Origin of the sequence: Pseudooceanicola antarcticus (genome assembly GCF_900215355.1) — a bacterium.
GTDB classification, from domain to species: Bacteria; Pseudomonadota; Alphaproteobacteria; order Rhodobacterales; family Rhodobacteraceae; genus Pseudooceanicola; species Pseudooceanicola antarcticus.
Window position 1 is genome coordinate 130,985 of record NZ_OBEA01000006.1, and the last position, 24,215, is coordinate 155,199.

21 protein-coding genes are annotated in these 24,215 nt (G+C 66.0%); 16 read left to right on the forward strand and 5 right to left on the reverse strand.

Features of this window, described 5'->3' with window-relative positions; all coding sequences use genetic code 11:
- The first annotated feature begins 95 nt into the window (after window positions 1-95).
- The 9 genes from CRO50_RS15330 (at window position 96) to xylA (ending at window position 10,161) form a co-directional block, all read left to right on the forward strand.
- Window positions 96-1,124, forward strand: a complete 1,029-nt coding sequence (locus CRO50_RS15330) for a LacI family DNA-binding transcriptional regulator (protein WP_097146804.1) — start codon at window positions 96-98, stop codon at window positions 1,122-1,124.
- Window positions 1,125-1,242: 118 nt separating this feature from the next.
- Entirely contained in the window at window positions 1,243-2,505 is a 1,263-nt protein-coding gene (locus CRO50_RS15335) for an ABC transporter substrate-binding protein (RefSeq protein WP_097146805.1), read from the forward strand.
- Window positions 2,506-2,589: 84 nt separating this feature from the next.
- The gene (locus CRO50_RS15340; RefSeq protein ID WP_097146806.1) at window positions 2,590-3,516 is read left to right on the forward strand and encodes a carbohydrate ABC transporter permease; all 927 of its coding nucleotides are present in this window, start codon (window positions 2,590-2,592) and stop codon (window positions 3,514-3,516) included.
- Window positions 3,513-4,343, forward strand: a complete 831-nt coding sequence (locus CRO50_RS15345) for a carbohydrate ABC transporter permease (RefSeq protein WP_095880718.1) — start codon at window positions 3,513-3,515, stop codon at window positions 4,341-4,343. Before CRO50_RS15340 ends, CRO50_RS15345 begins: the two co-directional genes overlap by 4 nt.
- A gap of 5 nt (window positions 4,344-4,348) precedes the next feature.
- Window positions 4,349-5,998, forward strand: coding sequence for a glycoside hydrolase family 43 protein (locus CRO50_RS15350; RefSeq protein ID WP_097146807.1), 1,650 nt, complete (start codon window positions 4,349-4,351; stop codon window positions 5,996-5,998).
- A gap of 21 nt (window positions 5,999-6,019) precedes the next feature.
- Window positions 6,020-7,030, forward strand: coding sequence for an ABC transporter ATP-binding protein (locus CRO50_RS15355; RefSeq protein ID WP_097146808.1), 1,011 nt, complete (start codon window positions 6,020-6,022; stop codon window positions 7,028-7,030).
- Complete coding sequence (locus CRO50_RS15360) at window positions 7,027-8,136, forward strand: Gfo/Idh/MocA family protein (protein WP_097146809.1); 1,110 nt, start codon at window positions 7,027-7,029, stop codon at window positions 8,134-8,136. The genes CRO50_RS15355 and CRO50_RS15360 overlap by 4 nt, the downstream gene beginning before the upstream one ends.
- Window positions 8,133-8,777: a ThuA domain-containing protein gene (locus CRO50_RS15365; protein ID WP_097146810.1), complete on the forward strand. Its 645-nt coding sequence runs from the start codon at window positions 8,133-8,135 to the stop codon at window positions 8,775-8,777. Before CRO50_RS15360 ends, CRO50_RS15365 begins: the two co-directional genes overlap by 4 nt.
- Window positions 8,778-8,865: 88 nt before the next feature.
- A complete protein-coding gene (gene xylA, locus CRO50_RS15370) occupies window positions 8,866-10,161 on the forward strand; it encodes a xylose isomerase (RefSeq protein WP_097146811.1) in 1,296 nt (431 codons plus the stop codon).
- 149 nt (window positions 10,162-10,310) lie between these two features.
- Here xylA and CRO50_RS15375 read toward each other — a convergent pair whose 3' ends face one another.
- Together CRO50_RS15375 and CRO50_RS15380 are read right to left on the reverse strand one after the other, a co-directional pair.
- Window positions 10,311-10,745, reverse strand: a complete 435-nt coding sequence (locus tag CRO50_RS15375; protein WP_097146812.1) for a CBS domain-containing protein — start codon at window positions 10,743-10,745, stop codon at window positions 10,311-10,313.
- A gap of 64 nt (window positions 10,746-10,809) precedes the next feature.
- Window positions 10,810-11,703, reverse strand: coding sequence for a LysR family transcriptional regulator (locus CRO50_RS15380; protein WP_097146813.1), 894 nt, complete (start codon window positions 11,701-11,703; stop codon window positions 10,810-10,812).
- Window positions 11,704-11,798: 95 nt separating this feature from the next.
- Here CRO50_RS15380 and CRO50_RS15385 point away from each other — a divergent pair, with 95 nt between their 5' ends.
- From CRO50_RS15385 to CRO50_RS15410, 6 genes are all read left to right on the forward strand, one after another.
- Entirely contained in the window at window positions 11,799-13,298 is a 1,500-nt protein-coding gene (locus CRO50_RS15385) for a CoA-acylating methylmalonate-semialdehyde dehydrogenase (RefSeq protein ID WP_097146814.1), read from the forward strand.
- Between the two features lie 257 nt (window positions 13,299-13,555).
- Complete coding sequence (locus CRO50_RS15390) at window positions 13,556-13,930, forward strand: hypothetical protein (protein WP_143516943.1); 375 nt, start codon at window positions 13,556-13,558, stop codon at window positions 13,928-13,930.
- Window positions 13,931-13,978: 48 nt separating this feature from the next.
- A complete protein-coding gene (locus CRO50_RS15395; RefSeq protein ID WP_097146816.1) occupies window positions 13,979-15,118 on the forward strand; it encodes an acyl-CoA dehydrogenase family protein in 1,140 nt (379 codons plus the stop codon).
- Window positions 15,115-16,149, forward strand: a complete 1,035-nt coding sequence (locus CRO50_RS15400) for an enoyl-CoA hydratase/isomerase family protein (protein WP_097146817.1) — start codon at window positions 15,115-15,117, stop codon at window positions 16,147-16,149. The genes CRO50_RS15395 and CRO50_RS15400 overlap by 4 nt, the downstream gene beginning before the upstream one ends.
- Window positions 16,150-16,172: 23 nt before the next feature.
- Entirely contained in the window at window positions 16,173-17,042 is an 870-nt protein-coding gene (gene mmsB, locus CRO50_RS15405; RefSeq protein ID WP_097146818.1) for a 3-hydroxyisobutyrate dehydrogenase, read from the forward strand.
- A gap of 83 nt (window positions 17,043-17,125) precedes the next feature.
- Window positions 17,126-18,103 carry an aminoglycoside phosphotransferase family protein gene (locus tag CRO50_RS15410; RefSeq protein WP_097146819.1) on the forward strand — a complete coding sequence of 326 codons (978 nt, stop codon included), beginning with the start codon at window positions 17,126-17,128 and terminating at the stop codon, window positions 18,101-18,103.
- Between the two features lie 52 nt (window positions 18,104-18,155).
- Here the strand turns inward: CRO50_RS15410 and uvrA are convergent, their stop codons facing one another.
- Window positions 18,156-21,014, reverse strand: coding sequence for an excinuclease ABC subunit UvrA (gene uvrA / locus CRO50_RS15415; RefSeq protein ID WP_097146820.1), 2,859 nt, complete (start codon window positions 21,012-21,014; stop codon window positions 18,156-18,158).
- Window positions 21,015-21,281: 267 nt separating this feature from the next.
- On the opposite strand from uvrA, the gene CRO50_RS15420 reads away from it, so the two are divergent.
- The gene (locus CRO50_RS15420; protein ID WP_097146821.1) at window positions 21,282-21,950 is read left to right on the forward strand and encodes a ZinT family metal-binding protein; all 669 of its coding nucleotides are present in this window, start codon (window positions 21,282-21,284) and stop codon (window positions 21,948-21,950) included.
- Between the two features lie 27 nt (window positions 21,951-21,977).
- Here CRO50_RS15420 and CRO50_RS15425 read toward each other — a convergent pair whose 3' ends face one another.
- Together CRO50_RS15425 and lpdA are read right to left on the reverse strand one after the other, a co-directional pair.
- The gene (locus tag CRO50_RS15425) at window positions 21,978-22,550 is read right to left on the reverse strand and encodes a class I SAM-dependent methyltransferase (protein WP_332835703.1); all 573 of its coding nucleotides are present in this window, start codon (window positions 22,548-22,550) and stop codon (window positions 21,978-21,980) included.
- A gap of 126 nt (window positions 22,551-22,676) precedes the next feature.
- Window positions 22,677-24,071 carry a dihydrolipoyl dehydrogenase gene (lpdA, locus tag CRO50_RS15430; RefSeq protein WP_097146823.1) on the reverse strand — a complete coding sequence of 465 codons (1,395 nt, stop codon included), beginning with the start codon at window positions 24,069-24,071 and terminating at the stop codon, window positions 22,677-22,679.
- Between the last annotated feature and the right edge of the window lie 144 nt (window positions 24,072-24,215).

Below are 24,215 nucleotides of genomic sequence, written 5' to 3' on the forward strand. Positions count from 1 at the left end.
TCGCTTTCTCTGCTATTCTTTCGAAAAATGACGTACGTACCTTTATCAGGCCCAGATCCTGGCGAAGGTCCCCGCACCGGAGGCGAAGCGGCCAGATGACACGCCCGACAATTCACGATGTTGCCCGTGTCGCGGGCGTGAGCCTCTCGACCGTCGACAGGGTGCTGAACGACCGTGAGGGCGTGCGCGAGAAAACCCGCAGCCGGGTGATGAGCGCGATCAACAGCCTGGGCTTCGAGCGCAACATCGCCGCCGCCAACCTGTCCCGCAAGCGCCGCTACCGGCTGTGCTTCATCCTGCCCGACGGCCAGAACAGCTTCATGCGCGTGCTCGAGGAGGACGTGGCCGAAGAGGCCGCCGCCGCCCTGCGCGACTTCACCGTCATCGAGACCCGCAAGGTCCCCGCCTTCGACGCCGGCGCCCTGGCCGAGCTGCTGCGCAGCCTCGACCCCGAGAGCGTGGACGGCGTTGCCATGGTAGCGACCGACGCCACCATCGTGCGCATCGCCGTGCGCGAGCTGCGCGCCCGCGGCGTTGCTGTCGTGACATTGGTCTCGGACCTTCCCGGCTCTGAAAAACAAGGGTTCGTGGGTATCGACAACGTGCAGGCCGGGCGTACTGCGGGCAGTCTTCTGGGCCGTTTCTGCCGCGGACGGACGGGCCGAATCGCCATGGTCAGCGGCTCGATGCTGCTGCGCGATCACGCCGAACGGCGGCTTGGATTCGAGCAGGTCCTGCGCAGCGAGTTTCCCGATCAGACCATTATCGCCCCGCTCGAAGGGCTGGATGACAAGGACCGCGTCCGCGACCAGCTGGCCGAGCGGCTGGCGCAAGATCCCGATATCGTCGGCGTCTACAGCCTGGGCGCGGGCAACCGCGGCGTGGCCGAGGCGCTGTCCGGTCTGCCAGCTGGACGCGATGTCTCTGTAGTCGTTCACGAACTGACCCGCTTTTCGCGCGAAGCGCTGCTCGACGGCAGCTTCGATGCGGTGCTGCACCAGAACAGCCGCCGCGAGGTCCAGGGCGCGATCGAGCTGCTGCGCCGCCTGCTGGACGGCGAGCCCCAGCCCGCGCTCTCCGAGCCGATCCGCGTCGAGATCTACATGCGCGACAACCTCCCCTAAGCCGCCCGAGAGAAAGCTGGATTGCTTTGGGGCATTTTCTGATGTACGTTAGTCAAACATTTGGAATTTGCCGGGAACGGGTGGAGGACCCGCGGCAGATCAATCAAGGGAGGAAACCATGAAACATACCGTTGCAATGGCGGCGCTTCTGGCTGGGCTGGCTTCGGCTGGCGGTGCCATGGCGCAGACCGAGATCAACGTGCTGCGCGTCACCGTGAACGAAGAGCAGGAAGCCTATTACGAGCAGATCGCCGAGGCCTTCGAGGCCGAGCACGAGGGGGTGAACGTCACCTTCGAGTACATCGCAAACGAGGCCTACAAGTCGAAGCTGCCGACGCTGCTGCAATCCAATGCGCGCCCCGACATCTTCTACAGCTGGGGCGGCCAGACGCTGGTCGAACAGGCCGAAGCCGGCTTCCTGCAGCCGATCAGCAGCATGCTGTCGGAAAGCTTCGTCGAGACCATCCCCGAGGCCGGCCTGACCGCCTATTCGGTCGATGGCACGCTCTACGGCCTGCCCCTCTACGCCACCGAGGTGATCTTCTGGACCAACAAGGCGCTGACCGATCAGGCCGGCATCGACCTGGACGCGATCAAGACCTGGGAAGACTTCCTCGGCGCGGTTCAGACCCTGAAGGACGCGGACATCACCCCGATCGTCGTCGGCGGTCAGGACAAGTGGCCGGTGCACTTCTACTGGAGCTACCTGGCGCTGCGTGAAGGCGGCAAGGACATCATCTCGCAGGCGATGGCCGGTGAAGATGGCGGCTTCGAGAACGAGGCCTTCGTGGCCGCGGGCGAGGACTTCCAGGAGCTGGTCGCACTTGAACCCTTCCAGCCCGGCTACATGGGCACCACCTATGAAACCGCCAGCGGCATGTTCGCCGATGGCGCGGGCGCCTTCCACCTGATGGGCGACTGGGACTACCTGCCGATGCGCGAACGCTCGACCAGTGGCGAAGGCCTGCCGGACGACCAGCTGGCGATCGTCAACTTCCCCGCGATCTCCGATCCCGTGGCCGAGGGCGGCGACGCCGCAACGCTGGGCGGCATCAACGGCTGGGCCGTGACCAATTCGGCAGAGCCCGAGGCCGTCGAATTCCTCGCCTATATGCTCAGCGCCGAGAACCAGCGCGAGGGCGCACGTCAGCAGCTCTTCATCCCCATCGTGAAGGGCACCGGCGACGCACTGGACAACCCGTTCTACGCCAAGGTCTCGAAGGACATCGAGGATAGCTCCTACCACCAGATCTTCCTGGACCAGTTCCTGGGAGCCTCGGTCGGTGCAACGGTCAACGATATCTCGGCGGATCTCGCACAGGATGCGATCACGCCCGAGGAGGCCGCAGCACAGGTCCAGGAGGCCTGGAGCTTCCGCTGACGCCCCGCTCGCAGAGCGCCGCGCGCCGCCCGATCCGGCGCGCGGCATCAGAACCTCGAAATTCCTGACATACCGGAGACTGGCATGGCCCCTGCCGCCGCCAGCCGGAGATTGCCGGCGTCCGAACGCCTGCGCCGCAGCCTCGGAAACGGTCGCGTCAGCGCCGTCCTGATCCTGCTGCCTCCTGCGCTGATCCTCTTCACCCTCTTCGTGATCCTGCCGCTCGGCGAGTCCGGCTATTACTCGTTCTTCAACTGGAACGGCTATGGCGCCCCCAGCGACTTTGTCGGACTGGAAAACTACCAGCGCATCGCGGGACATTCGGTCTTCCACAAGGCGGTCGGCAACACGGTGAAGATCGTGGCGATCTCGCTGCTGATCCAGATGCCGCTGGCTCTGCTGCTGGCGCTGCTGATCTTCCGCAAGACGCCGACCAATGCCGTGTTCCGGCTGATCTTCTTCCTTCCCTATATCCTGGCCGAGGTGGCCGCAGGCCTGATCTGGAGCTTCGTCTTCGACGGCAACTACGGTGTCACCGCCTCGATCGCGCAATCGCTCGGCATGGACAGCTTCTTCATCCTCGCCGACCGGGACTGGGCCTTTGTCGCGGTGATGACGGTGATCGTCTGGAAGTACTTCGGCTTCCACATGATGATCTACATCGCCGCCCTGCAATCGGTCCCCGAGGACCTGATCGAAGCAGGCCGGATCGAGGGCGCAAAGCGGTTGCAGATCGTGCGCTACGTGCAGATCCCGCACATCAAGCCGGCGATCATCGTCAGCGCCTTCTTCGCCATCATCGGCGCGTTGCAGGTCTTTGACGTGATCATCCCGCTGACCAATGGCGGCCCGTCGAACCAGACCCATACCATCGTCACCTACCTCTACACCTTCGGCCTGACCCGCCTGAACATCGGCTTCGGCAGCGCCGTCGGGGTGATCCTCTTCGTCGCGGCGATCACCGTCGCCGTATTCTACCAACGCTTCTTCATGAAAGGCGACAAGGCATGACCCGCGGCCATCTGCTTCGCAACATCCTCCGCGTCGCCTTCCTCTGCCTGGTGGCCAGCTTCGTGCTGGCCCCGATGGTGGCGACGGTGCTGGGCGGCTTCAAGTCCAACGCCGAGATCCGCACCAATGCCTTCGCCCTGCCGGCCAGCTGGAACTGGGAGTTCTACGGCTCCATCGTCGCCGACCCGGCCTTCTGGCGCTACCTGGGCAACTCGATGCTGATCTCCTCGGTCGCCGTGGTGCTCACGCTGATCGTCGGCGCGGCGGCGGCCTATGTCTTCGCGCAGATCAAGTTCTTCGGCTCGCGGATGCTCTTTTCCTACCTGCTGCTGGGGCTGATGTTCCCCTTCGCCACGGCGATCCTGCCGCTCTTCATCAAGGTGCGGGACGTCGGCCTGCTGGACACATGGTGGGCGGTGATCCTGCCGCAGACCGCCTTCTCTCTCTCACTGGCGATCCTGCTCTTCCGCACCTTCTTCGAACAGCTCCCCAAAGAGCTTTTCGAGGCCGCCTATATCGACGGTTGCGGCTACGTGCGCTTCTTCTGGCGCTTCACCCTGCCGCTCTCGGCCCCGATCCTGGCCACGGTGGGGGTCTTCGTCTTCGTGCAGAGCTGGAACAACTTCCTGCTGCCACTGGTGGTGCTGAACTCGCGCGAGGTCTTCACCTGGCCGCTTGGCATGATGCAGTTCCGAGGTGAGTACGTCACCGAATGGAACCGCACCCTGGCCTTCGTGACCCTCACGCTGGTGCCCGCCATCGTCTTCTTCCTCGCCGCGCAGAAATACATAGTCGCGGGCCTGACCGGCGGCGCCGTCAAAGGATGACTTCAATGACCGAAATCCGGAATCCGATCCTTCCCGGCTTCAACCCGGACCCGTCTATCGTGCGGGTCGGCGATGATTACTACATCGCCACCTCCACCTTCGAATGGTTCCCCGGCGTGCAGATCCACCATTCGCGCGACCTGCGCAACTGGCGGCTTGTGAAGCGCCCGCTGGAGCGCGCGGCCCAGCTGGACATGCGCGGTGATCCCGACTCCGGCGGGATCTGGGCCCCCTGCCTGACCCATGCCGATGGCCTGTTCTGGCTGATCTACACAGACGTGAAGCGCCGGGACGGGGCCTGGAAGGACAGCCACAACTACCTGGTCACCGCGCCCTCCATCGAAGGGCCGTGGTCCGATCCGGTCTACCTCAATTCCTCGGGCTTCGATCCTTCGCTCTTCCACGACGAGGACGGGCGCAAGTGGCTGCTCAACATGATCTGGGACCACAACCAGACCGGCGGAGAGCGCTTCGGCGGCATCGTCTGCCAGGAATATTCCGTCGACGAGCAGCGCCTCGTCGGCCCGGTCCACAACATCTACCGCGGCACCGATCACAAGCTGACCGAGGGCCCGCACCTCTACCGCCGCGATGGCTGGTACTACCTGCTGACCGCAGAGGGCGGCACCGGCTACGACCACGCCGCGACCATGGCGCGCTCGCGCGATCTGCTGGGCCCCTATGAGACCGACCCGGCCAAGCACCTGTTGACCTCCAAGGACGCGCCCGAGGCCTACCTGCAACGCGCAGGCCACGCCGACATCGTCGAGACCCAGGACGGAGAGCACTACCTCGTGCACCTCTGCTCTCGTCCGCTGGACGAGACCCGCTCCATCGAGACCGGCCGCGCGAAGGGCATCCACGCCGACGACGTGCGCCGCTCTCCGCTGGGGCGTGAGACCGCGATCCAGAAGCTGGTCTGGCCGGAGGGCGAGTTCCCCCGCCTGGCCCATGGCGGCTGCGTGCCGGCGGCCACGGTCGAAGCCCCCGACCTGCCTGAGCACAGGTTCGATCCAGAGCCCGCCCGCATGACCTTCGCCCCCGGCGCCCTGCCCCAGCCCCTGCAATGGCTGCGCAGCCCCGAGCCCGAGCGCCTGTTCTCGCTCACCGAACGCCCCGGCGCGCTGCGCCTCTTCGGGCGCGAAGCACCGGGCTCGCAGTTCGATCATGCGCTAGTCGCACGGCGGCAGACCGACCTGGCCTATGCCGCCGAGACGGAAATCGACGTGACCCCCGGCGACTACCAGCAGTTCGCGGGCCTGATCTCCTGGTACGGGCGGTTCAAGTTCCACTACCTCGCCATCACCGCCGATGCAGAGGGCAACCGGCTGCTGACGGTCTACAGCTGCGCCGCCGACTGGCCCGAGGCGCAGGTGAGCTATCCGATCACGCCGATCCCCCTGCCCGCCTCCGGCACGGTGCGGCTTGGCGTGGATGTCGACGGTGCCAGCCTGCGGTTCCGCTATGCGACCGGCGAAGACGGCGCCTGGCAGGACCTTGGCATCACCCTCGATCAATCCGCGATCTCGGACGAGGCGGGCAACGGGCCCGGCAACAACTTCACCGGCGCCTTCGTCGGGATCTGCGCCCATGACACCTCTGGCCGCGGTCGCCCCGCAGATTTCCTGCACTTCACCTACGAGCCCCGGACATGAGATACGCAAGGAGCCGCACCCATGGCTGAAGTCCGCCTCAAGAACATCACCAAGCAATTCGGTCCGCTGACCGTGATCCCCGACATCTCGCTGACGGTGCCCGATGGGTCTTTCACCGTGCTCGTCGGCCCCTCCGGCTGCGGCAAGTCCACGCTGCTGCGCATCATCTCGGGCCTCACCATGCCAAGCGACGGCGAGGTGATGATCGGCGGCGAGGACGTGACCTTTGCCGAACCCTCGGACCGGGGCATCTCGATGGTGTTCCAGAGCTACGCGCTCTACCCGCATATGACCGTGGCGCAGAACATCGACTTCGGGCTGCGGCTGGCCAAGACCCCCGCCGCCGAGCGCGAGGCGCGGGTGGCCGAGGCCGCGCGCATCCTGGCGCTCGAGGACTACCTGGACCGCAAGCCGGGCCAGCTCTCGGGCGGGCAGCGCCAGCGGGTCGCCATCGGGCGCTCGATCGTGCGCCAGCCCAAGGTCTTCCTCTTCGACGAGCCGCTGTCGAACCTCGACGCCGCCCTGCGCGGGCAGATGCGGGTGGAGCTGGCGCAGCTGCACCAGTCGCTGGATGCGACGATGATCTACGTCACCCACGACCAGGTCGAGGCGATGACCCTAGCCGATCAGATCGTGGTGATGAACCGCGGCCAGATCGAACAGGTCGGCGCGCCGATGGAGCTTTACGACCGACCGGCGACCGAGTTTGTCGCCGCCTTCATCGGCTCGCCCAAGATGAACCTGCTGCCCGGCAAGGCCATCGGGCGGGACGACGTGAAGACCGTGGGCATCCGCCCCGAGCACCTGCACGCCGACCAGGCCTCGGGCGACTGGCCCGCCACCGCCAAGGTGGTCGAGACCCTGGGCGCCGATACCGTGGTCTATGCCGATGCGGGCGAGCTGGGCGAGATCACCGTGCGCCTGCCCGGCAAGATGCGCCTCACCCCCGGAGAGCAGCTTTTCCTCAGCCCCGAGCGCGAGAACCTGCATCTCTTCGACCAGGACGGCAAGCGGATGGAGGACCCATCGTGAAACCCTTGGGAGTGGGCGTCGTCGGCTGCGGCGTCATCAGCGAAATCTACCTGACCAATGCCGCGCTCTTTCCCCAAATCGAGCTGCGGGCGGTGGCGGACCTGAACCCCGAGGCCGCCCGCGCCAAGGGAGAGGCCCATGGCGTGCCCGCGATGAGCCCGGCGGAACTGATGGCGCGCGACGATATCGACATCGTGCTCAACCTCACCATCCCGGCGGCCCATGTCGAGGTCGGGCTGGCGGCGCTGGAGGCGGGCAAGCACGTCTATTCCGAAAAGCCGCTGGCCGGCAGCACCGCGGAGGCGCGGCGTCTGCTGGAGGCCGCAGAGGCACGGGGCCTGCGCATCGGCTGCGCCCCCGACACCTTCCTGGGCGGTGCCCATCAATCGGCCCGCGCGCTGCTGGATGCCGGGCGGATCGGCACGCCGACCGCCGGGACGGCGACGCTGATGCTGGCCGGGCACGAGCGCTGGCACCCGAACCCCGATTTCTACTACGCAGGCCCCGGTGCCGGGCCGCTCTTCGACATGGGCCCCTATTACATCACCGCCATGGTGGCGCAGCTTGGCCCCGTGCGCCGGGTCACCGCCCTGGCGGCAAAGGGCCGCGACAGCCGCGTGATCGCCACCGGCCCCCGCGCCGGTCAGTCGGTGCCGGTCGAGACCCCCACCCACATCACCGGCGTGCTGGAATTCGCCAGTGGCGCGCTGGTGCAGATCGTCACCAGCTTCGACGTGAAGGCCCATGGCCATGCGCCGCTTGAGCTTTACGGCACCGAGGGCACCCTGATCATTCCCGACCCGAACCGCTTCGACGGCACCGTGCGGCTTTACCGCGAGGACTGGCAGGACCAGCCCACCACCCACGCCCATGGCGATGGCAATTACCGCGGGCTGGGCCTGGCCGAGATGGCCACGGCGATCCAGGCAGGCCGCCCGCACCGCGCCAGCGGCGCGCTGGCGCTGCATGCGCTCGAGGTGATCGAGACTCTTCTGGCCTCGGCCGAAAGCGGCCGGGCCATCCCCCTGGAAACCACCTGCGAACGCCCGGCGGCCATGCCAGCCGGCGGCAGGACCGGAGACATCAGCGCAGCGGAGGCCGCATGACCAAGAAAGCACTCATCTTCTGGGGGGGCTGGGAGGGGCACGAGCCCGAAGCCTGTTCCAAGGTCGTCGAGGATATGCTGCGGGCCGAAGGCTTCGACACCCGCCGCGAAGAGGGCACGGCGGTGCTGGGCGAAGACCGCCTTGGCCAATACGACCTGATCGTGCCGGTGATGACCCAGGCCCAGGTCGGCAAGGACGAGCTGGCCAATCTCGTGGCCGCCATCGAGGCGGGCACCGGGCTTGGCGGGTTCCATGGCGGCATGGGCGACACCTTCCGCGCGGACCCGGCCTACCAGTTCATGGTCGGCGGGCAATGGGTGGCGCATCCGGGCAATATCCTGGACTACCGGATCGAGATCACCCGCCCCGAGGACCCGCTGGTCGAAGGCATCGGCGATTTCGATTACCGCTCGGAGCAATATTACCTGCATGTCGATCCCGGCATCGAGGTCCTGGCGACCACGACCTTCAGCGGCGAACACGCGCCCTGGACCAAGGGCACCGTCATGCCGGTGGTCTGGAAGCACCGCTACGGCCAGGCGCGGGTGTTCTACTCGGCCCTCGGCCATGTCGCCTCGGAATTCGAGGTGCCCCAGATGAAGGAAATCCTGCGCCGCGGCCTGCTCTGGGCGGCGCGCTGATCCCCGGCGGGCGGCCCTGACGCCTGTCTCCCTGCAAACTCCCGGCCTCCTCCCTCCCATCGAGGCGGAGGCGAAGAAAGGATCGCAAATGACCAATTTCTTCGGCGACCTCGCACCGCTGACCTTCGACCCCGAGGGCGAAGGCCCCTGCTTCCGCCACTACGATCCCGACGAGATCGTCCTGGGCAAGCGCATGGAGGACCACCTGCGCTTCGCGGTGGCCTATTGGCACAGCTTCGCCTTCGAGGGCGGCGATCCCTTCGGCGGGCGCACCTTCGACCGGCCCTGGTTCGGAGAGGACATGGAGGCCGCGCGCCGCAAGGCCGATGTGGCCTTCGAGATGTTCGACCTGCTGAACGTGCCCTTCTTCTGCTTCCACGATGCCGACATCCGCCCCGAGGGCGCAAGCTTCACCGAGAGCCTGCGCAACTTTGAAGAGATCATCGACATCTTCGAGCGCAAGATGGAGACCTCGAAGACCCGTCTGCTCTGGGGCACGGCGAACCTGTTCAGCAACCGCCGCTTCATGGCGGGGGCCGCCACCAACCCCGATCCGGATGTCTTTGCCTGGTCGGCGGCGACGGTGAAGGCCTGCATGGATGCCACGCATCGGCTGAAGGGCGCGAACTACGTGCTCTGGGGGGGGCGAGAGGGCTACGAGACGCTGCTCAACACCGACATGGGCCGCGAGCGCGAGCACGCCGGGCGCTTCCTCTGCATGGTGGTGGATTACGCCAAGAAGATCGGCTTCGAGGGCTCGATCCTGATCGAACCGAAGCCGCAGGAACCCACCAAGCACCAGTACGATTACGACGTGGCGACGATCTACGGCTTCCTAAAGGACTTCGGGCTCGAGAACGAGGTCAAGGTGAACATCGAGCAGGGACACGCCATCCTGGCAGGCCACAGCTTCGAGCATGAGCTGGCGCTGGCGCGTGAGCTGGGCGTGCTGGGCTCCATCGACATGAACCGCAACGACTACCAGTCGGGATGGGACACCGACCAGTTCCCCAACAACGTGCCCGAGACCGCCCTGGCCTATTACGAGGTCCTGCGCGCCGGCGGCTTCACCACCGGCGGCACCAACTTCGACGCCCGCCTGCGCCGTCAGTCGCTGGACCCCGAGGATCTGATCATCGGCCACGCCGGGGCCATGGACATCTGCGCCCGCGGCTTCAAGGCGGCGGCGAAGATGCTCGAGGACGAAGCGCTGGAAGCCCCGCGCCGCGAACGCTACGCCGGCTGGGACAAGCCCGAAGCGCAGGCCATGCTGTCTTCCGACCTTGCCAGCATCTCGGAAAGGGTGATCGCCGAGGGCATCGACCCGCAGCCGCGCTCGGGCCGTCAGGAGTACCTGGAAGACATCGTCAACCGCTACGTCTGACACGCGCGGGGCCTAAGGTGGCCTGGCGGAAAACAAGCGGCGCGCCCGAGATCCGGGCGCGCCGTCTTCGTGAGGTCCGCAGTCAAAAGGGCCCTACCACCCTGCAGGGCACGGCAATCGCATTTGCCGAAGTCCGGGGCCCGCCGGGCTCAATGGCCCATGATCATGCCTTCCAGCGCATCCTTCTCTGCCGAGAGCTGGCTGAGCCGCGCCTTCACCACGTCGCCGATGGTCACGATGCCCACCAGGACGCCCTCCTGCACCACGGGCATGTGGCGGAAGCGGCCTTCGGTCATCTTCTCCAGCACCTGGTCCGAACTCATCTCGAGCGAGCAGCAAACCGGGTCTCGGGTCATCAGCGCCGTGGCTGTCAGATCCAGCACGCCTTCATCGCGCACCGCCAGCGCACGGACGATATCGCGCTCCGACAGGATGCCTTCGGCCCTCTCACCATCGCTGCTGACCACCACGCCGCCGATCCTCTTGTCGCGCAGGATCTGGGCGATCTCGCGGATCGTGACATCTGGGGTCACGGTGAAGACGCCATCCGTGGCCTTGGACTTCAAAATTTGCTGAACCAGCATCGCTTTCCTCCGTAGGTTGATCCGCGCTCCTCCGGTTCAAGCGTGGTTGCCCAAGGTCAACCTGTCAAGAGAGCCCTTCCTGTCGGGTGATCTCGGCCCGGAGCCGCTCTGACAAGAGCGCGGCCAGCCGATTGAGGCGGTCGAGGCGCGCATCATCCTCGTGCCGGACGAGGTAGAAACTGCGTTTCAGGCGGATCGTCTCGGGCAGGACACGGCGCAGGCCGGGGTGATGCGGCAGCGAGAAATCGTGCAGGATGCCCAGCCCGGCCCCGCCCGCGACCCAGTGGAACTGCACCGAAACCGAGTTCGAGCCCAGTTGCACCCGGCTCACCCCCGTCTCTTCGAGGTAGTCGAGCTCCTTGTCGAAGATCATGTCGGGGATATAGCCCACCATCCGGTGCCCCCCCAGGTCCTCCAGCGCGCGGATCGGCGGGTGCTGCGCCAGGTAGCCCTCGGTCGCCGCCAGGTGCAGGTGGTAGTCCGAGATCTTCTGCACCAGCAGCCGCCCCGCGGTCGGCGCGCTGACGGTCACCACCATGTCGGCCTCGCGCCGGCTGAGGTTGAACAGACGCGGCAGGGCGACGATCTGCAGCTCCAGCTCGGGGTTCTCGTCGAGGATCGAGGCGCAGACCTGCGGCAGCAGGAAGTTCGCCACCCCGTCCGGCGCGCCGATGCGCACCTGTCCCGAGAGACCCGGACCGCCCTGCCCCGCCACCTCTGCCGCCCCCGCAAGGAAAGCCGCCTCGCCCTTCGCCGCATGGGCCATTAACCGCTGCCCGGCCTCGGTCAGCGCATAGCCCTGTGGCGACTTGGCAAAGAGCGCCGTCCCGGTCTCTTCCTCCAGCCGGGCGATGCGGCGGCCCACGGTGGCCGGGTCGATGCGCAGCGCACGGGCGGCGGCCGAGAGGCTCTCAAGCCGGCCGACAGAGAGGAAGACGCGCAGATCGTCCCAGTTCATAGCTGCATTTTTGCAAAACCCATTTGAGCCTTTTCCCCTTTCACGCCCATTTCCGCAAGGCTAACCTGCCGCCAACCCCATAACAGGAGGATTCCATGCAGGAACTGAGCCATTTCATCGACGGCGCCCATGTGAAGGGCGGCTCCGGCCGCTTCACCGACGTGCTGAACCCCGCCACCGGCGAAGTGACCGCCAAGGTGCCGCTGGCCACCGTCGAAGAGGTCAATGACGCCGTGGCCCGTGCCGCCGAGGCGCAGAAGGGCTGGGGCGCCACCAACCCGCAGCGCCGTGCGCGCGTGATGATGAAGTTCGGTGCCCTGATCAACGAGCACATGGACGAGCTGGCCGAGCTGGTCTCGAAGGAACACGGCAAGACCCTGCCCGATGGCCGTGGCGACGTGCAGCGTGGCCTGGAAGTGGTCGAGGTCTGCATGGGCGCGCCGCATATGCTGAAGGGCGAGTTCACCAATGACGGCGGTCCGGGCATCGACCTCTACTCCATGCGACAGCCGCTTGGCGTCGTGGCCGGCATCACCCCCTTCAACTTCCCGGCGATGATCCCGCTGTGGAAGATGGCGCCCGCCCTTTCGGCCGGCAACGCGATGATCCTGAAGCCCTCCGAGCGCTGCCCCTCGACCGCGCTGCGCCTGGCGGAGCTGCTGAAGGAAGCCGGTCTGCCCGATGGCGTGCTGCAGGTCGTCAACGGTGACAAGGAAGCCGTGGACGCGATCCTCGACAACGAGACCGTGCAGGCCGTGGGCTTCGTCGGCTCGACCCCGATCGCCCAGTACATCTACGGCCGCGCCGCCAACAACGGCAAGCGCGCCCAGTGCTTCGGTGGTGCCAAGAACCACATGATCATCATGCCCGACGCCGACATGGACAAGGCCGCCGACGCGCTGGTCGGTGCCGGGTTCGGCGCCGCCGGCGAACGCTGCATGGCGATCTCGGTTGCCGTGCCCGTGGGCAAGGAAACCGCCGATACGCTGATCGAGAAGCTGATGCCGCGCATCGAGAAGCTGAAGGTCGGGCCCTACACCTCGGAAGACGAAGTCGACTACGGCCCCGTCATCACCGCCGCCGCCAAGGAACGCATCGAGGGTCTGATCTCCTCGGGCGTGGACCAGGGCGCGACGCTGCTGAAGGACGGCCGCGGTTTCAGCCTTCAGGGCTATGAGGACGGCTTCTATGTCGGCCCGACGCTCTTCGACAACGTGACGCCCGAGATGGACATCTACAAGGAAGAGATCTTCGGCCCGGTGCTGTCCCAGGTCCGCGCCGACACCTACGAGGACGCGCTCAAGCTGACCATGGACAACCCCTATGGCAACGGCACCGCGATCTTCACCGCAGATGGCGACACCGCGCGCGATTTCGCCAACCGGGTCAACGTGGGCATGGTCGGCATCAACTTCCCGATCCCCGTTCCGCTGAGCTACCACACCTTCGGCGGCTGGAAGAAATCGGCCTTCGGTGACCTGAACCAGTACGGCCCCGACGCCTTCCGGTTCTACACCAAGACCAAGACCGTCACCGCGCGCTGGTTCTCCGGAATCAAGGAAGGTGGCGAGTTCAACTTTAAGGCGATGGACTGATCCATCCGGCGGAGGCGATCCCCCTGATCGCCTCCCCCTAAACAGGGGGTCCGCACAACCTATGAGGAGGTAAAGGTCAAAAACCGATGCATTCGTGCAATTTCGCGGGCCGGAAGGCGGGACTGACGCCAAAGCGCGTAGACTGGTATACACCGGGTGCTAAGACTGGGGCATAGCCAATTGAATTCCAGCTCCCCGGATTTTACCAGCCGATGTCTTGTCATTACACAATCCTGCCCCACCTCGGGTTGGTCCACGTGCGATTTTCAGGAATTGTACGACCCCAGGACAGCCTGGAGGCACTGAAGAACTATTCGACCGATCGCCGTGCCGCTTCTGAACTGAACCAGTTGCTGGACATGCGCGATGTGACCGGAATGGACATGAACGTCGTGGACATGCTGAAGGTCCACGCCCAGAAGGCCGAGATCTTCTGCGCCGCCGAAACCGACCGGCTCTTCGTCCATCTCGCCCCCACCACGGTCGCACAGAAGATCGCCGGCTTCGCCGTCAGAAGCTGGGAACATGTGCCGGGCATCACCCACAGGATTGTCCGGACAGAGGAACAGGCGCTCCAGATCCTGGGGCTGCGTGAGACATCCATTTCGGCCCTGGTACAACAGCAGGTTTGAGGAGACCTGCCCGTACCGGCCAAGGGCCAGTAAGGGGAGGAGGAAGCGATGGATTTCGCTCTTGGTGCCGAAGCAGGCGCCGTTTTCGACATGGCGCGCGCGTTCGGACAGGATCGCATCGCGCCACATGCCCAGGCCTGGGAAGAGGCAGGGGAGATCCCGAAAGAACTATGGCCCGAGCTGGCAGAGCTTGGCTTCGGCGGCCTTTATGTCTCGGAAGAGGCGGGCGGCTCCGGCCTGTCGCGGCTTGAGGCAACCCTGGTCTTCGAGGCGCTGTCGATGGCCTGCCCCTCGGTGGCGGCCTTCCTGTCGATCCACAACATGTGCGCGCGCATGCTCGACGATTTTGCCGCGCCGGCGCTGAAGGACAGCCTGCTGCCCGGCGCGCTATCGATGCAGACGGTGCTCTCCTACTGCCTGACGGAGCCGGGCTCCGGCTCTGATGCCGCCGCCCTGAAGACCCGCGCCGAACGCACCGGGACGGGCTGGAAGCTCACCGGGTCGAAGGCCTTCATCTCGGGCGGGGGCTACTCGGACGGTTACGTGGTCATGGCGCGCTCCGGCGGGCCGGGGCCCAAGGGCGTCTCGGCCTTCTACGTGCCCGCGGGCACGCCCGGCCTCAGCTTCGGCGGCCTGGAGCGCAAGATGGGCTGGAAGAGCCAGCCGACCCGTGCCGTGCAGTTCGACGGCTGCGAGATCCCGGCGGAAAACCTGATCGGCGAAGAGGGCCAGGGCTTCACCTATGCGATGAAGGGGCTCGACGGCGGGCGGCTGAACATCTCGGCCTGCTCTCTCGGCGCGGCACAGGCGGCGCTGGATGCGACGCTGCAGTACATGCGCGACCGCCGCGCCTTCGGCCAGAGCCTGACCGACTTCCAGGCCCTGCAGTTCCGCCTGGCCGATCTGGAGATCGAGCTGCAGGCGGCCCGCGTCTTCCTGCGCCAGGCCGCCTGGAAGCTTGACCAGCGCGCCCCCGATGCCACCAAGCATTGCGCCATGGCGAAGAAATTCGTCACCGAGGCGGGCTCTCGCATCGTCAATCAATGCCTGCAATTGCACGGCGGCTACGGCTATCTTGCCGATTATGGAATCGAGAAGCTGGTGCGGGATCTGAGGGTTCACGAGATCCTCGAAGGAACCAACGAGATCATGCGCCTCATCGTGGCAAGGAGCCTCGTGTCGAAATGAGCCAAGTGAATATCCGGCGTGAAGGACGCGCCGGGCGGATGACCCTGACCCGGCCCGAGGCGCTCAATGCGCTGAGCCACGAGATGTCGCTGCAGATCGAAGCAGCGCTTCGGAGCTGGGCCGAGGACCCGGAGGTGGCACTGGTGGTGTTGGACGCCGAAGGCGACAAGGCCTTCTGCGCCGGCGGCGACATTCGCGAGATGTATGACACCGGCCGCGCCGGGGATTACGCCTATGGCCGGACCTTCTGGCGCGACGAGTACCGCATGAACGCGCTGATGGCCGAGTACCCCAAGCCGGTGGTCAGCTTCCTCAATGGCTTCGTCATGGGCGGCGGCGTGGGCGTCGGCTGCCATGCCAGCCACAGGGTGGTGGGTGAGAGCGCCCGTATCGCCATGCCGGAATGCGGCATCGGGCTGGTGCCGGACGTCGGCGGCTCGCTGCTGCTGGCGCGCGCCCCGGGGCGGCTTGGGGCCTACCTGGGCCTGACCGGCGCCCGCATGGGGCCGGGCGACGCGATCCACGCGGGCTTTGCCGATCACTACCTGCCCGAGGCCGGGTGGGAGGCCGCCAAGGCCGCGCTCTGCGAGACCGGCACAACTGCGCCTCTGCTGAAAGCCGCGCGCCCTGCCCCGGTCTCCCGGCTGGCAGAGAACCAGGACTACATCGACGCGCTCTTTGCCTCGGGCACCCTGCCCGGCATCCGTGCCGCGCTGTCCGAGGAAAGCGGCGACGACATCGCCGACCGGGCGCTGAAGGCACTGGAGACGGGCTGTCCGCTTTCCATGGCCGCCACGCTGGAGCTGCTCGAGCGGCTGCATGGCGAAGAGGATATCCGCAAGGCGCTGTCCCTCGAGTTCCGCTTCACCGCCCGCGCCATGGAGCACGGGGATTTCATCGAGGGCATCCGGGCCCAGATCATCGACCGGGACCGCAAGCCGCGCTGGCGCCACGGGCTGGACGTGACACCTGAAACGGTCTCCGCCATGCTGGCACCGCTGGAGCAGGACCTGACATTCGACGCGCCCTGAGGCGCCACCTGGGAGGAGAGCATATGAAGATCGGTTTCATCGGATTGGGCAACATGGGTGCCCCCATGGCCCGCAACCTGGCCAAGGCTGGGCATGAGGTCACGGGCTATGACATGGCCGAGGTCCAGGTGCCGGGCGTCGGCCTCGCCCATACCTCGGCGGCGGCAGCCGAGGGGGCGGACGTAGTGATCACCATGCTGCCCAACGGAGAGATCCTGCGCGCCGTCGCCGCCCAGATCCTGCCGGTGATGACCTCGGGCGCGGTGCACCTGGATTGTTCGACCGTCGATGTCGACAGCGCCCGCGCGGTGGCGGAGCTGGCCCATTCCCACGGGGTGCAGGCGATGGATGCGCCGGTCTCGGGGGGCACCGGCGGCGCGGACGCAGGCACGCTGACCTTCATGGCCGGCGGCGCGGTCGAGGCTTTCGCCAAGGTCGCCCCGCTCTTCGAGATCATGGGCCAGAAGGCCGTGCATTGCGGCGGCTCCGGCAATGGCCAGGCGGCGAAGATCTGCAACAACATGATCCTCGGCGTCACCATGATCGCCACCTGCGAGGCCTTCGCCCTGGCCGACAAGCTGGGGCTGGACCGACAGGCGATGTTCGACGTGGTGTCGACCTCCTCTGGCTACAGCTGGTCGATGAACGCCTATTGCCCCGCCCCCGGCGTCGGGCCGCACTCCCCGGCCGACAACGGCTATCAGCCCGGCTTCGCTGCCGCGCTGATGCTGAAGGACCTGCGCCTGTCGCAGCTCGCCGCCGCCAGCGCCGGTGCCGAAACCCCGATGGGCGCCGCGGCGGAAGAGCTCTACACCGCTTTCGTCGAGGAGGAGGGCCAGGGCGCCAAGGATTTCTCGGCCATGCTGCCCCGCTTCGCCGAGCGCAACGGCTGAGCTTGCCTCGCCCCCCTGCCCCGGTTAGCTTTCACCGAGGGCTGGGGAAACGAGGCGGCCGGAAGCGTCGCAAGGGTACGGCATTGCAGAGATTTTTCGACTTTGACAGCGGTCTGGCCGAAGCCTGCGCGGCCGAGTTCCTGACCTCGGACGCCGGGCGCGCTGCGCTTCCCATGGGCAAGACGCGGCCAGCGAATTTCCTGCGTCTCGACGGCGCGAGCACGTCCGATCGCTGCGTGCTGCGCATGGATCTCGGCGAAGGCGGCGACTTCGTGGTGAAGCTGAACCGGATGCCCAGGGAGGCCGGAAGCACCGCCACCGAATACCGCGCCCTGCGGCAGGCTGCCCGCCGCTTTGACCTGCAACCTGACCTCGGTGTCGTCGAAGCGCTTTACCTATCCAGGGACGAAACCTTCATGGTGAGCCGGTTTCACAAGGCTCATACCCTCTGGGAGCGGATGCACCACGACGCCCCCCTCACGGAGCTCTTCCAGCACGCCGGTCGCTGGCTGTCCGTGCTGCACAGCCATGGCCCCGCGGAAGAGGGGCAATTCTGGCCCAAATGGATCTTTGATCGCCTGGAACAGCTGCACGCCAGGGGACCGCAGGCAAGGCCCGCCCGCTACCGCCCGATGATCCGGACCCTGCGCCAGCAGGTCGATGGCTTGCGCGGGCGCGTCTTCCCGCGGCCCTTCTGTCACGGCGACTTCCATCCCAGGAACCTGCTGATCGACGGGGACCGCATGCTGGGTCTCGATATGGCCGACGCGGGGCAGAAGCTGGCGGTCTATGACCTCGTGGATTTCCTGAAGAGCGATTACCGCTTCGATGCGTCGGCGGAAGAGATCGACGCGGGCGGCGTCAGACGCCACCTGCGCGCCGCGCTGCTTCAGGGCTATGGTCAGCCGGTGGACGATGCGCTTGTGACGTTCCTGCTGCGCGCGCACATGCTGATCAGATGGCTGGAGATCGACAAGGCGCGCTTCGCCGACCTCCCTTTCCAGCAGAACAAGTACCGCCAGCTCGAAAAGCGCCTCGACCTGGCCTTCGCCTTCACCTGAGCGGCGCAGCAGGACAGGGCGCAAGCGCCCGGCCCCTCGCCGCTTCATCACCCTACTCGGCCGCGACCTTGGCTCCGTTCAGCATGTCCTTGAGGTAATGCCCGGTATGGCTGCGTTCGACCTCGGCCACCTCTTCGGGGGTGCCAAAGGCCACGACCTCGCCGCCGCCATCGCCGCCCTCGGGGCCGATGTCGATGATATGGTCGGCGGTCTTGATGACATCGAGGTTATGCTCGATCACCACCACCGTGTTGCCCTGCTCGACCAGTTCATGCAGCACTTCCAAGAGCTTGCGAACGTCCTCAAAGTGCAGGCCCGTGGTCGGCTCATCGAGGATGTAAAGCGTGCGGCCCGTGGACTGGCGCGCCAGCTCCTTCGACAGCTTCACCCGCTGCGCCTCGCCGCCCGAGAGCGTCGTGGCCTGCTGACCGACCTTGATGTAGCCCAGCCCGACCCGCACCAGCGCATCCATCTTGGAGCGGATCGAGGGCACGGCCTGGAAGAACTCCTGCGCATCCTCGACGGTCATGTCCAGAACGTCGGCGATGGACTTGCCCTTGAACTTGATCTCCAGCGTTTCGCGGTTGTAGCGCGCGCCCTTGCAGGTCTCGCATTCGACGTAGACATCGGGCAGGAAGTGCATCTCGATCTTGATGACACCGTCGCCCTGGCAGGCCTCGCAGCGACCGCCCTTGATGTTGAAGCTGAACCGCCCCGGCTTGTAGCCGCGCGCCTTTGACTCGGGCAGCCCGGCGAACCAGTCGCGGATCGGAGTGAAGGCGCCGGTATAGGTGGCCGGGTTCGAGCGCGGGGTTCGCCCGATGGGCCGCTGGTCGATGTCGATCACCTTGTCCAGGTGCTCCAGCCCCTTGATCGTCTCGCAGGGCGCGGGCGTCTGGCGGGCACCGTTTAGCCGCATCGAGGCGGTCTTGAACAGGGTCTCGATGGTCAGCGTCGACTTGCCGCCGCCCGACACGCCCGTGACGCAGACGAACTTGCCCAGGGGAAACTCGGCGGTGACGTTCTTCAGGTTGTTGCCCGTGGCCTTGACCACCTTCAGCGCCTTGCCGTTGCCCTCGCGCCGGATGGCGGGCACGGCGATCTCGCGCTTGCCCGACAGGTACTGGCCGGTGACCGAGCCCGCATCGGCGGCGATCTCTGCCGGCGTCCCCTTAGAGACCACCTGCCCCCCATGCACACCGGCGCCCGGCCCGATGTCGAAGACGTAATCCGCCTCGCGGATCGCCTCTTCGTCATGTTCCACCACCAGCACGGAATTGCCCTGGTCGCGCAGCGACTTCAGCGTTTCCAGCAGCCGCCCGTTGTCGCGCTGGTGCAACCCGATGGAGGGCTCGTCCAGCACGTAGAGCACGCCCGTCAGGCCCGAGCCGATCTGGCTGGCCAGCCGGATACGCTGGCTTTCCCCGCCCGACAGCGTGCCCGAGGCGCGCGACAGGGTCAGGTATTCCAGGCCCACGTTGTTCAGGAAACCAAGGCGCTCGCGGATTTCCTTGACGATGGGGCCGGCGATCTCGCCCTTCTGCTTCGAGAGGTGCTCGGGCGCCGCCTTGATCCAGTCCAGCGCCTCGCGGATCGCCATCTGGACCACCTGGCCGATGTGCATTCCGTCGATCTTCACCGCCAGCGCCTCTGGCTTCAGGCGGTAGCCGTTGCAGTGGCCGCAAGAGCGGTTGTTCTGGTAGCGCTCGAATTCCTCGCGCACCCAGTTGCTGTCGGTCTCGCGGTAGCGGCGTTCCATGTTGGGAATGACGCCCTCGAAGGCCCGGGTGATGTTGTAGACCCGGCCGCCCTCGTCGTAGCGGAAGGCGATTTCCTCGTCGCCGGAACCGCGCAGGAAGACGTTCTGCACCTTCTTCGGCAGGTCCTTCCAGCGGGCGTTCTTGTCGAAGCCGTAGTGCTTGGCGATGGCGTCGATGGTCTGCAGGAAATAGGGCGACTTGCCCTTGCGCCAGGGCGCGATGGCGCCGTCGGCCACCTTCAGCTGCGCATCGGGCACCACCAGGCGCTCGTCGAAGAACAGTTCCATCCCCAGGCCATCGCAATGAGGGCAGGCGCCATCGGGGGCGTTGAACGAGAAGAGGCGCGGCTCGATCTCGGGGATCGAGAAGCCGGAGACCGGACAGGCGAATTTCTCGGAGAAGGTGAAACGCTCGGGCTCGCCCTCCTTCGGGGCGGTTTCCAGCACGGCGATGCCATCGGCCAGGTCCAGCGCGGTGCGGAAACTGTCGGCAAGCCGCGTCTCCATGCCCTCGCGGACCACGATCCGGTCGACCACAACGTCGATGTCGTGGCGATACTTCTTGTCCAGCGTCGGCGGGGTGTCGAGCTCGTGGAACTCGCCATCCACCTTGACCCGCTGGAAGCCCTGCTTGCGCAGCTCGAGGAATTCCTTGCGGTACTCGCCCTTGCGATCCCGGATGATCGGGGCCAGCAGGTAGCCGCGGGTCCCCTCCTCCATGGACATGACGCGATCCACCATGTCCTGCACCTGCTGCGCTTCGATGGGCAGGCCGGTGGCGGGGCTGTAGGGGGTGCCGGAGCGCGCGAAGAGCAGGCGCATGTAGTCGTAGATCTCGGTCACCGTGCCGACGGTCGAGCGCGGGTTCTTCGAGGTCGTCTTCTGCTCGATCGAGATCGCCGGCGACAGGCCCGAGATATGATCCACGTCGGGCTTTTCCATCATGTCGAGGAACTGCCGCGCATAGGCCGAAAGGCTTTCGACGTAGCGCCGCTGGCCCTCTGCATAGATCGTGTCGAAAGCCAGGCTGGACTTGCCCGAGCCCGACAGCCCGGTGATCACCACCAGCTGGTCACGCGGGATATCGACGTCGATCCCCTTGAGGTTGTGCTCTCGCGCGCCGCGAACCTCGATGTACTTCTGATCGGCCATGACTGCCCCCGGAATAAGCTCTCGCAAGAGATAGTGGAGAGATCGGCCACGTCCAAGGGGAAAATGAGAACCAAAGGTGAACTTTGCCTGTCCACTGACAAGCTGCCGCCCCGTGACGCCGCGAAAGCTGGCGGCACGCAGCGCTCGGCGGCCCGCCGCCCGGTCGGACCCGTGGCCGGGCAATCCGGGTTGCGGCTGCGGCCGGACCTCTCTAGGACCGTGCATGTGATGGTATAACATCACGAATCAATTCCTGAGGAGACCCAGATGAACTTTCCCCACAGCCGCCGTATGGGCGGAATTGCCCTTGGGGCCCTTCTGGCGCTTGGCCAGCCTGCCCTGGCCGAGGACAAGTCGCATGATCACGCCCATGAGCACGAGCACGCCCATGATGCCGACAGCAAACGCATCTACGATGGCTATTTCGAGGATCACGAGATCCAGACCCGCAGCCTTGAGGATTGGCAGGGCGACTGGCAGTCGGTCTATCCGCTGCTGACGGACGGCACCCTCGCTCCGGTCATGGAACACAAGGCCGAGAGCGGCAGCAAGACAGCCGAAGAATACACCGCCTACTACGAGATCGGCTACAAGACCGATGTCGACCGGATCGAGATCTCGGGAGATGTCTTCACCTTCCACAGCGGCGATCAGGCGGTCTCTGGCCATTACGCATCGGACGGCTACGAGGTGCTGACCTATGCCAAGGGCAACCGCGGCGTGCGCTACATCTTCGAGAAGATCGAAGGCGACGCGGAAGCCCCGCAGTTCGTGCAGTTCAGCGACCACGCCGTGGCGCCGACCGATGCCGGGCATTTCCACCTCTACTGGGGCGATGACCGTGCAGCACTGCTGGAAGAGGTCACCAACTGGCCGACCTACTACCCGGCCGAGTTGAGCGGCGCAGAAATCGTCGACGAGATGATCTCTCACTGAGCTTTCGGGCCGGGGTCAGCCCCGGCCCTACCTGCGCGCCAGGGCCCAGGACATGATCGGTACGTCGGGGTCGTTCTCCAGATCATCCTTGGCCGGGTCGTAGACCGGCGGCCAGGCGCCCGCCTGCTGCGCCTCGATATTGCGGCGCGCGGCGCTGGCGTTGCCCCATTGCCGGGCGCGGATATCCCCCCTGGGGAAGCCCGCCTCGATGAGCAGGTTCTTCAGACCCCGTGCTGACCAGCGCGAGCAATCCACCGGCGCGCCGTGGAAGGGCACATAGAAGGGCGTGGCGATGAAGAACCAGCCGCCGGGGCGAAGCATCTGCAAGACATTCTGCGTGGCGGTGAAGGGACGGTCGAGGTGCTCCCAGACCTGATCCGCGATCACCAGGTCGAACTGCAGAACCGCGCCCGCCGCATCGGTGAAGGGCCCCTTGCAGATATCGTGGCGCGGAAAGCTGAAGCGTTGGTAGCTGGCAAAGCCGAACTGCTGGCCCCACTTGCCGCTGATCTCGGCCACGTCCAGCCCCTGCGGATCAAGCTCCCTGATCCACTTGCGAGAGCTCTTGCGCATGACAATGCGATTGAGGCTTCGTGCCACGTCGTCCCCTTTCCGCCCCGTCCGGGCGGTTTGTCCCGCGCAGAGCCTAGCCGGAAACCCCTGGATTCCAAACGAAAAAGGGGCGCCCCCGGCGGGACGCCCCTGGATGTGTGATCCTTTGGCGGATCAGATGTGAATGGCGCGCCCGTAGGCCTGCAGCACCGATTCATGCAGCATCTCGGACAGGGTCGGATGCGGGAAGACCGTGTGCATCAGGTCCTCTTCGGTGGTCTCCAGCGCCTGGCCCACGACGTAGCCCTGGATCAGCTCGGTCACTTCCGCGCCGACCATATGGGCCCCCAGGAGCTCGCCGGTCTTGGCGTCGAAGACGGTCTTGATCAGACCCTCGGCCTCGCCCAGGGCGACGGCCTTGCCGTTGCCGATGAAGGGGAACTTGCCGACCTTCAGCTCGTAGCCCGCCTCCTTGGCCTTGGCCTCGGTCAGGCCGACAGAGGCAACCTGCGGATGGCAATAGGTGCAGCCGGCGATGGAGTTGGGGCGGATCGGATGAACCTTCTTGCCCGCCGCATGCTCGGCCACCATGACACCTTCGTGGCTGGCCTTGTGCGCCAGCCAGGGTGCGCCGGCGATATCGCCGATGGCATAGAGCCCCTCGACGCCGGTGCGGCAGTATTCGTCCACCATCACATGGGTGCGGTCGACCTTCACGCCCAGCTCTTCCAGGCCGAGGTTCTCGACGTTGCCGACAATGCCGACGGCCGAGATCACGGTGTCGAATTCTTGCGTCTCGACCTTGCCGCCGACCTCGATATGGGCCGTGACCTTGCCCTTGGCGCGGTCGAGCTTCTTGACCATGGCTTTCTCCATGATCTTCATGCCCTGCTTGACGAACTGCTTCTTGGCGAAGGCGCTGATATCGGCGTCTTCCACCGGCAGCACCCGGTCCATGACCTCGACCACGGTCGTGTCGGCGCCGAGGGTGTTGTAGAAGCTGGCGAATTCGATGCCGATCGCGCCCGAGCCGATGACCAGCAGCTTCTTCGGCATGCGGGCGGGCTTCAGCGCGTGGCGGTAGGTCCAGACCAGATCGCCGTCGGCCTCAAGGCCCGGCAGCTCACGGGCGCGGGCGCCGGTGGCCAGCACGATGGTCTTGCCGGTCAGCTCTTCGGTGCCCTTGTCGGTCTTGACCGAGACCTTGCCCTTGGCGGGCACAGAGGCCTCACCCATGATCACGGTCACCTTGTTCTTCTTCAGAAGGCCGCGCACGCCGCCTTCCATCTGCTTGGCCACCCCGCGCGAGCGGTTGACCACCGCATCGAGATCGTAGCCGATCTTCTCGGCCGAGAGGCCGAATTCCTTGGCCCGTTCCATCAGATGGAAGACCTCGGAGCTGCGCAGCAGTGCCTTGGTGGGGATACAGCCCCAGTTCAGGCAGATACCGCCCAGGTGTTCGCGCTCGACAACGGCCACGCTCAGGCCCAGTTGTGCGGCACGGATCGCGGCGACATAGCCCCCCGGGCCTGCCCCGATCACGATGAAATCGAATGACTTGGCTGCCATTTGCCCCTCCGCTGTGCCTTGGCTCAATAGATAGTTTGACGTTAAACTATCTGCCAGCACCGAACAAGCGCCCGAAGCCCTCCGACGCGGTCGCCCGCCGAAAGGCCGCTATGCGCCCGGCGAAACCCGCGCCGATGCCTGATC

Bases quoted from the DNA above. Each gene is read 5' to 3' on its own strand.
- CRO50_RS15355 (WP_097146808.1), top strand. From the start codon at position 6,020: ATGGCTGAAGTCCGCCTCAAGAACATCACCAAGCAATTCGGTCCGCTG.
- CRO50_RS15375 (WP_097146812.1), bottom strand. From the start codon at position 10,745: ATGCTGGTTCAGCAAATTTTGAAGTCCAAGGCCACGGATGGCGTCTTC.
- CRO50_RS15330 (WP_097146804.1), top strand. From the start codon at position 96: ATGACACGCCCGACAATTCACGATGTTGCCCGTGTCGCGGGCGTGAGC.
- CRO50_RS15420 (WP_097146821.1), top strand. From the start codon at position 21,282: ATGAACTTTCCCCACAGCCGCCGTATGGGCGGAATTGCCCTTGGGGCC.
- CRO50_RS15395 (WP_097146816.1), top strand. From the start codon at position 13,979: ATGGATTTCGCTCTTGGTGCCGAAGCAGGCGCCGTTTTCGACATGGCG.
- xylA (WP_097146811.1), top strand. From the start codon at position 8,866: ATGACCAATTTCTTCGGCGACCTCGCACCGCTGACCTTCGACCCCGAG.
- CRO50_RS15350 (WP_097146807.1), top strand. From the start codon at position 4,349: ATGACCGAAATCCGGAATCCGATCCTTCCCGGCTTCAACCCGGACCCG.
- CRO50_RS15400 (WP_097146817.1), top strand. From the start codon at position 15,115: ATGAGCCAAGTGAATATCCGGCGTGAAGGACGCGCCGGGCGGATGACC.
- CRO50_RS15345 (WP_095880718.1), top strand. From the start codon at position 3,513: ATGACCCGCGGCCATCTGCTTCGCAACATCCTCCGCGTCGCCTTCCTC.
- CRO50_RS15385 (WP_097146814.1), top strand. From the start codon at position 11,799: ATGCAGGAACTGAGCCATTTCATCGACGGCGCCCATGTGAAGGGCGGC.
- CRO50_RS15340 (WP_097146806.1), top strand. From the start codon at position 2,590: ATGGCCCCTGCCGCCGCCAGCCGGAGATTGCCGGCGTCCGAACGCCTG.
- CRO50_RS15365 (WP_097146810.1), top strand. From the start codon at position 8,133: ATGACCAAGAAAGCACTCATCTTCTGGGGGGGCTGGGAGGGGCACGAG.
- CRO50_RS15380 (WP_097146813.1), bottom strand. From the start codon at position 11,703: ATGAACTGGGACGATCTGCGCGTCTTCCTCTCTGTCGGCCGGCTTGAG.
- CRO50_RS15335 (WP_097146805.1), top strand. From the start codon at position 1,243: ATGAAACATACCGTTGCAATGGCGGCGCTTCTGGCTGGGCTGGCTTCG.
- lpdA (WP_097146823.1), bottom strand. From the start codon at position 24,071: ATGGCAGCCAAGTCATTCGATTTCATCGTGATCGGGGCAGGCCCGGGG.
- uvrA (WP_097146820.1), bottom strand. From the start codon at position 21,014: ATGGCCGATCAGAAGTACATCGAGGTTCGCGGCGCGCGAGAGCACAAC.
- mmsB (WP_097146818.1), top strand. From the start codon at position 16,173: ATGAAGATCGGTTTCATCGGATTGGGCAACATGGGTGCCCCCATGGCC.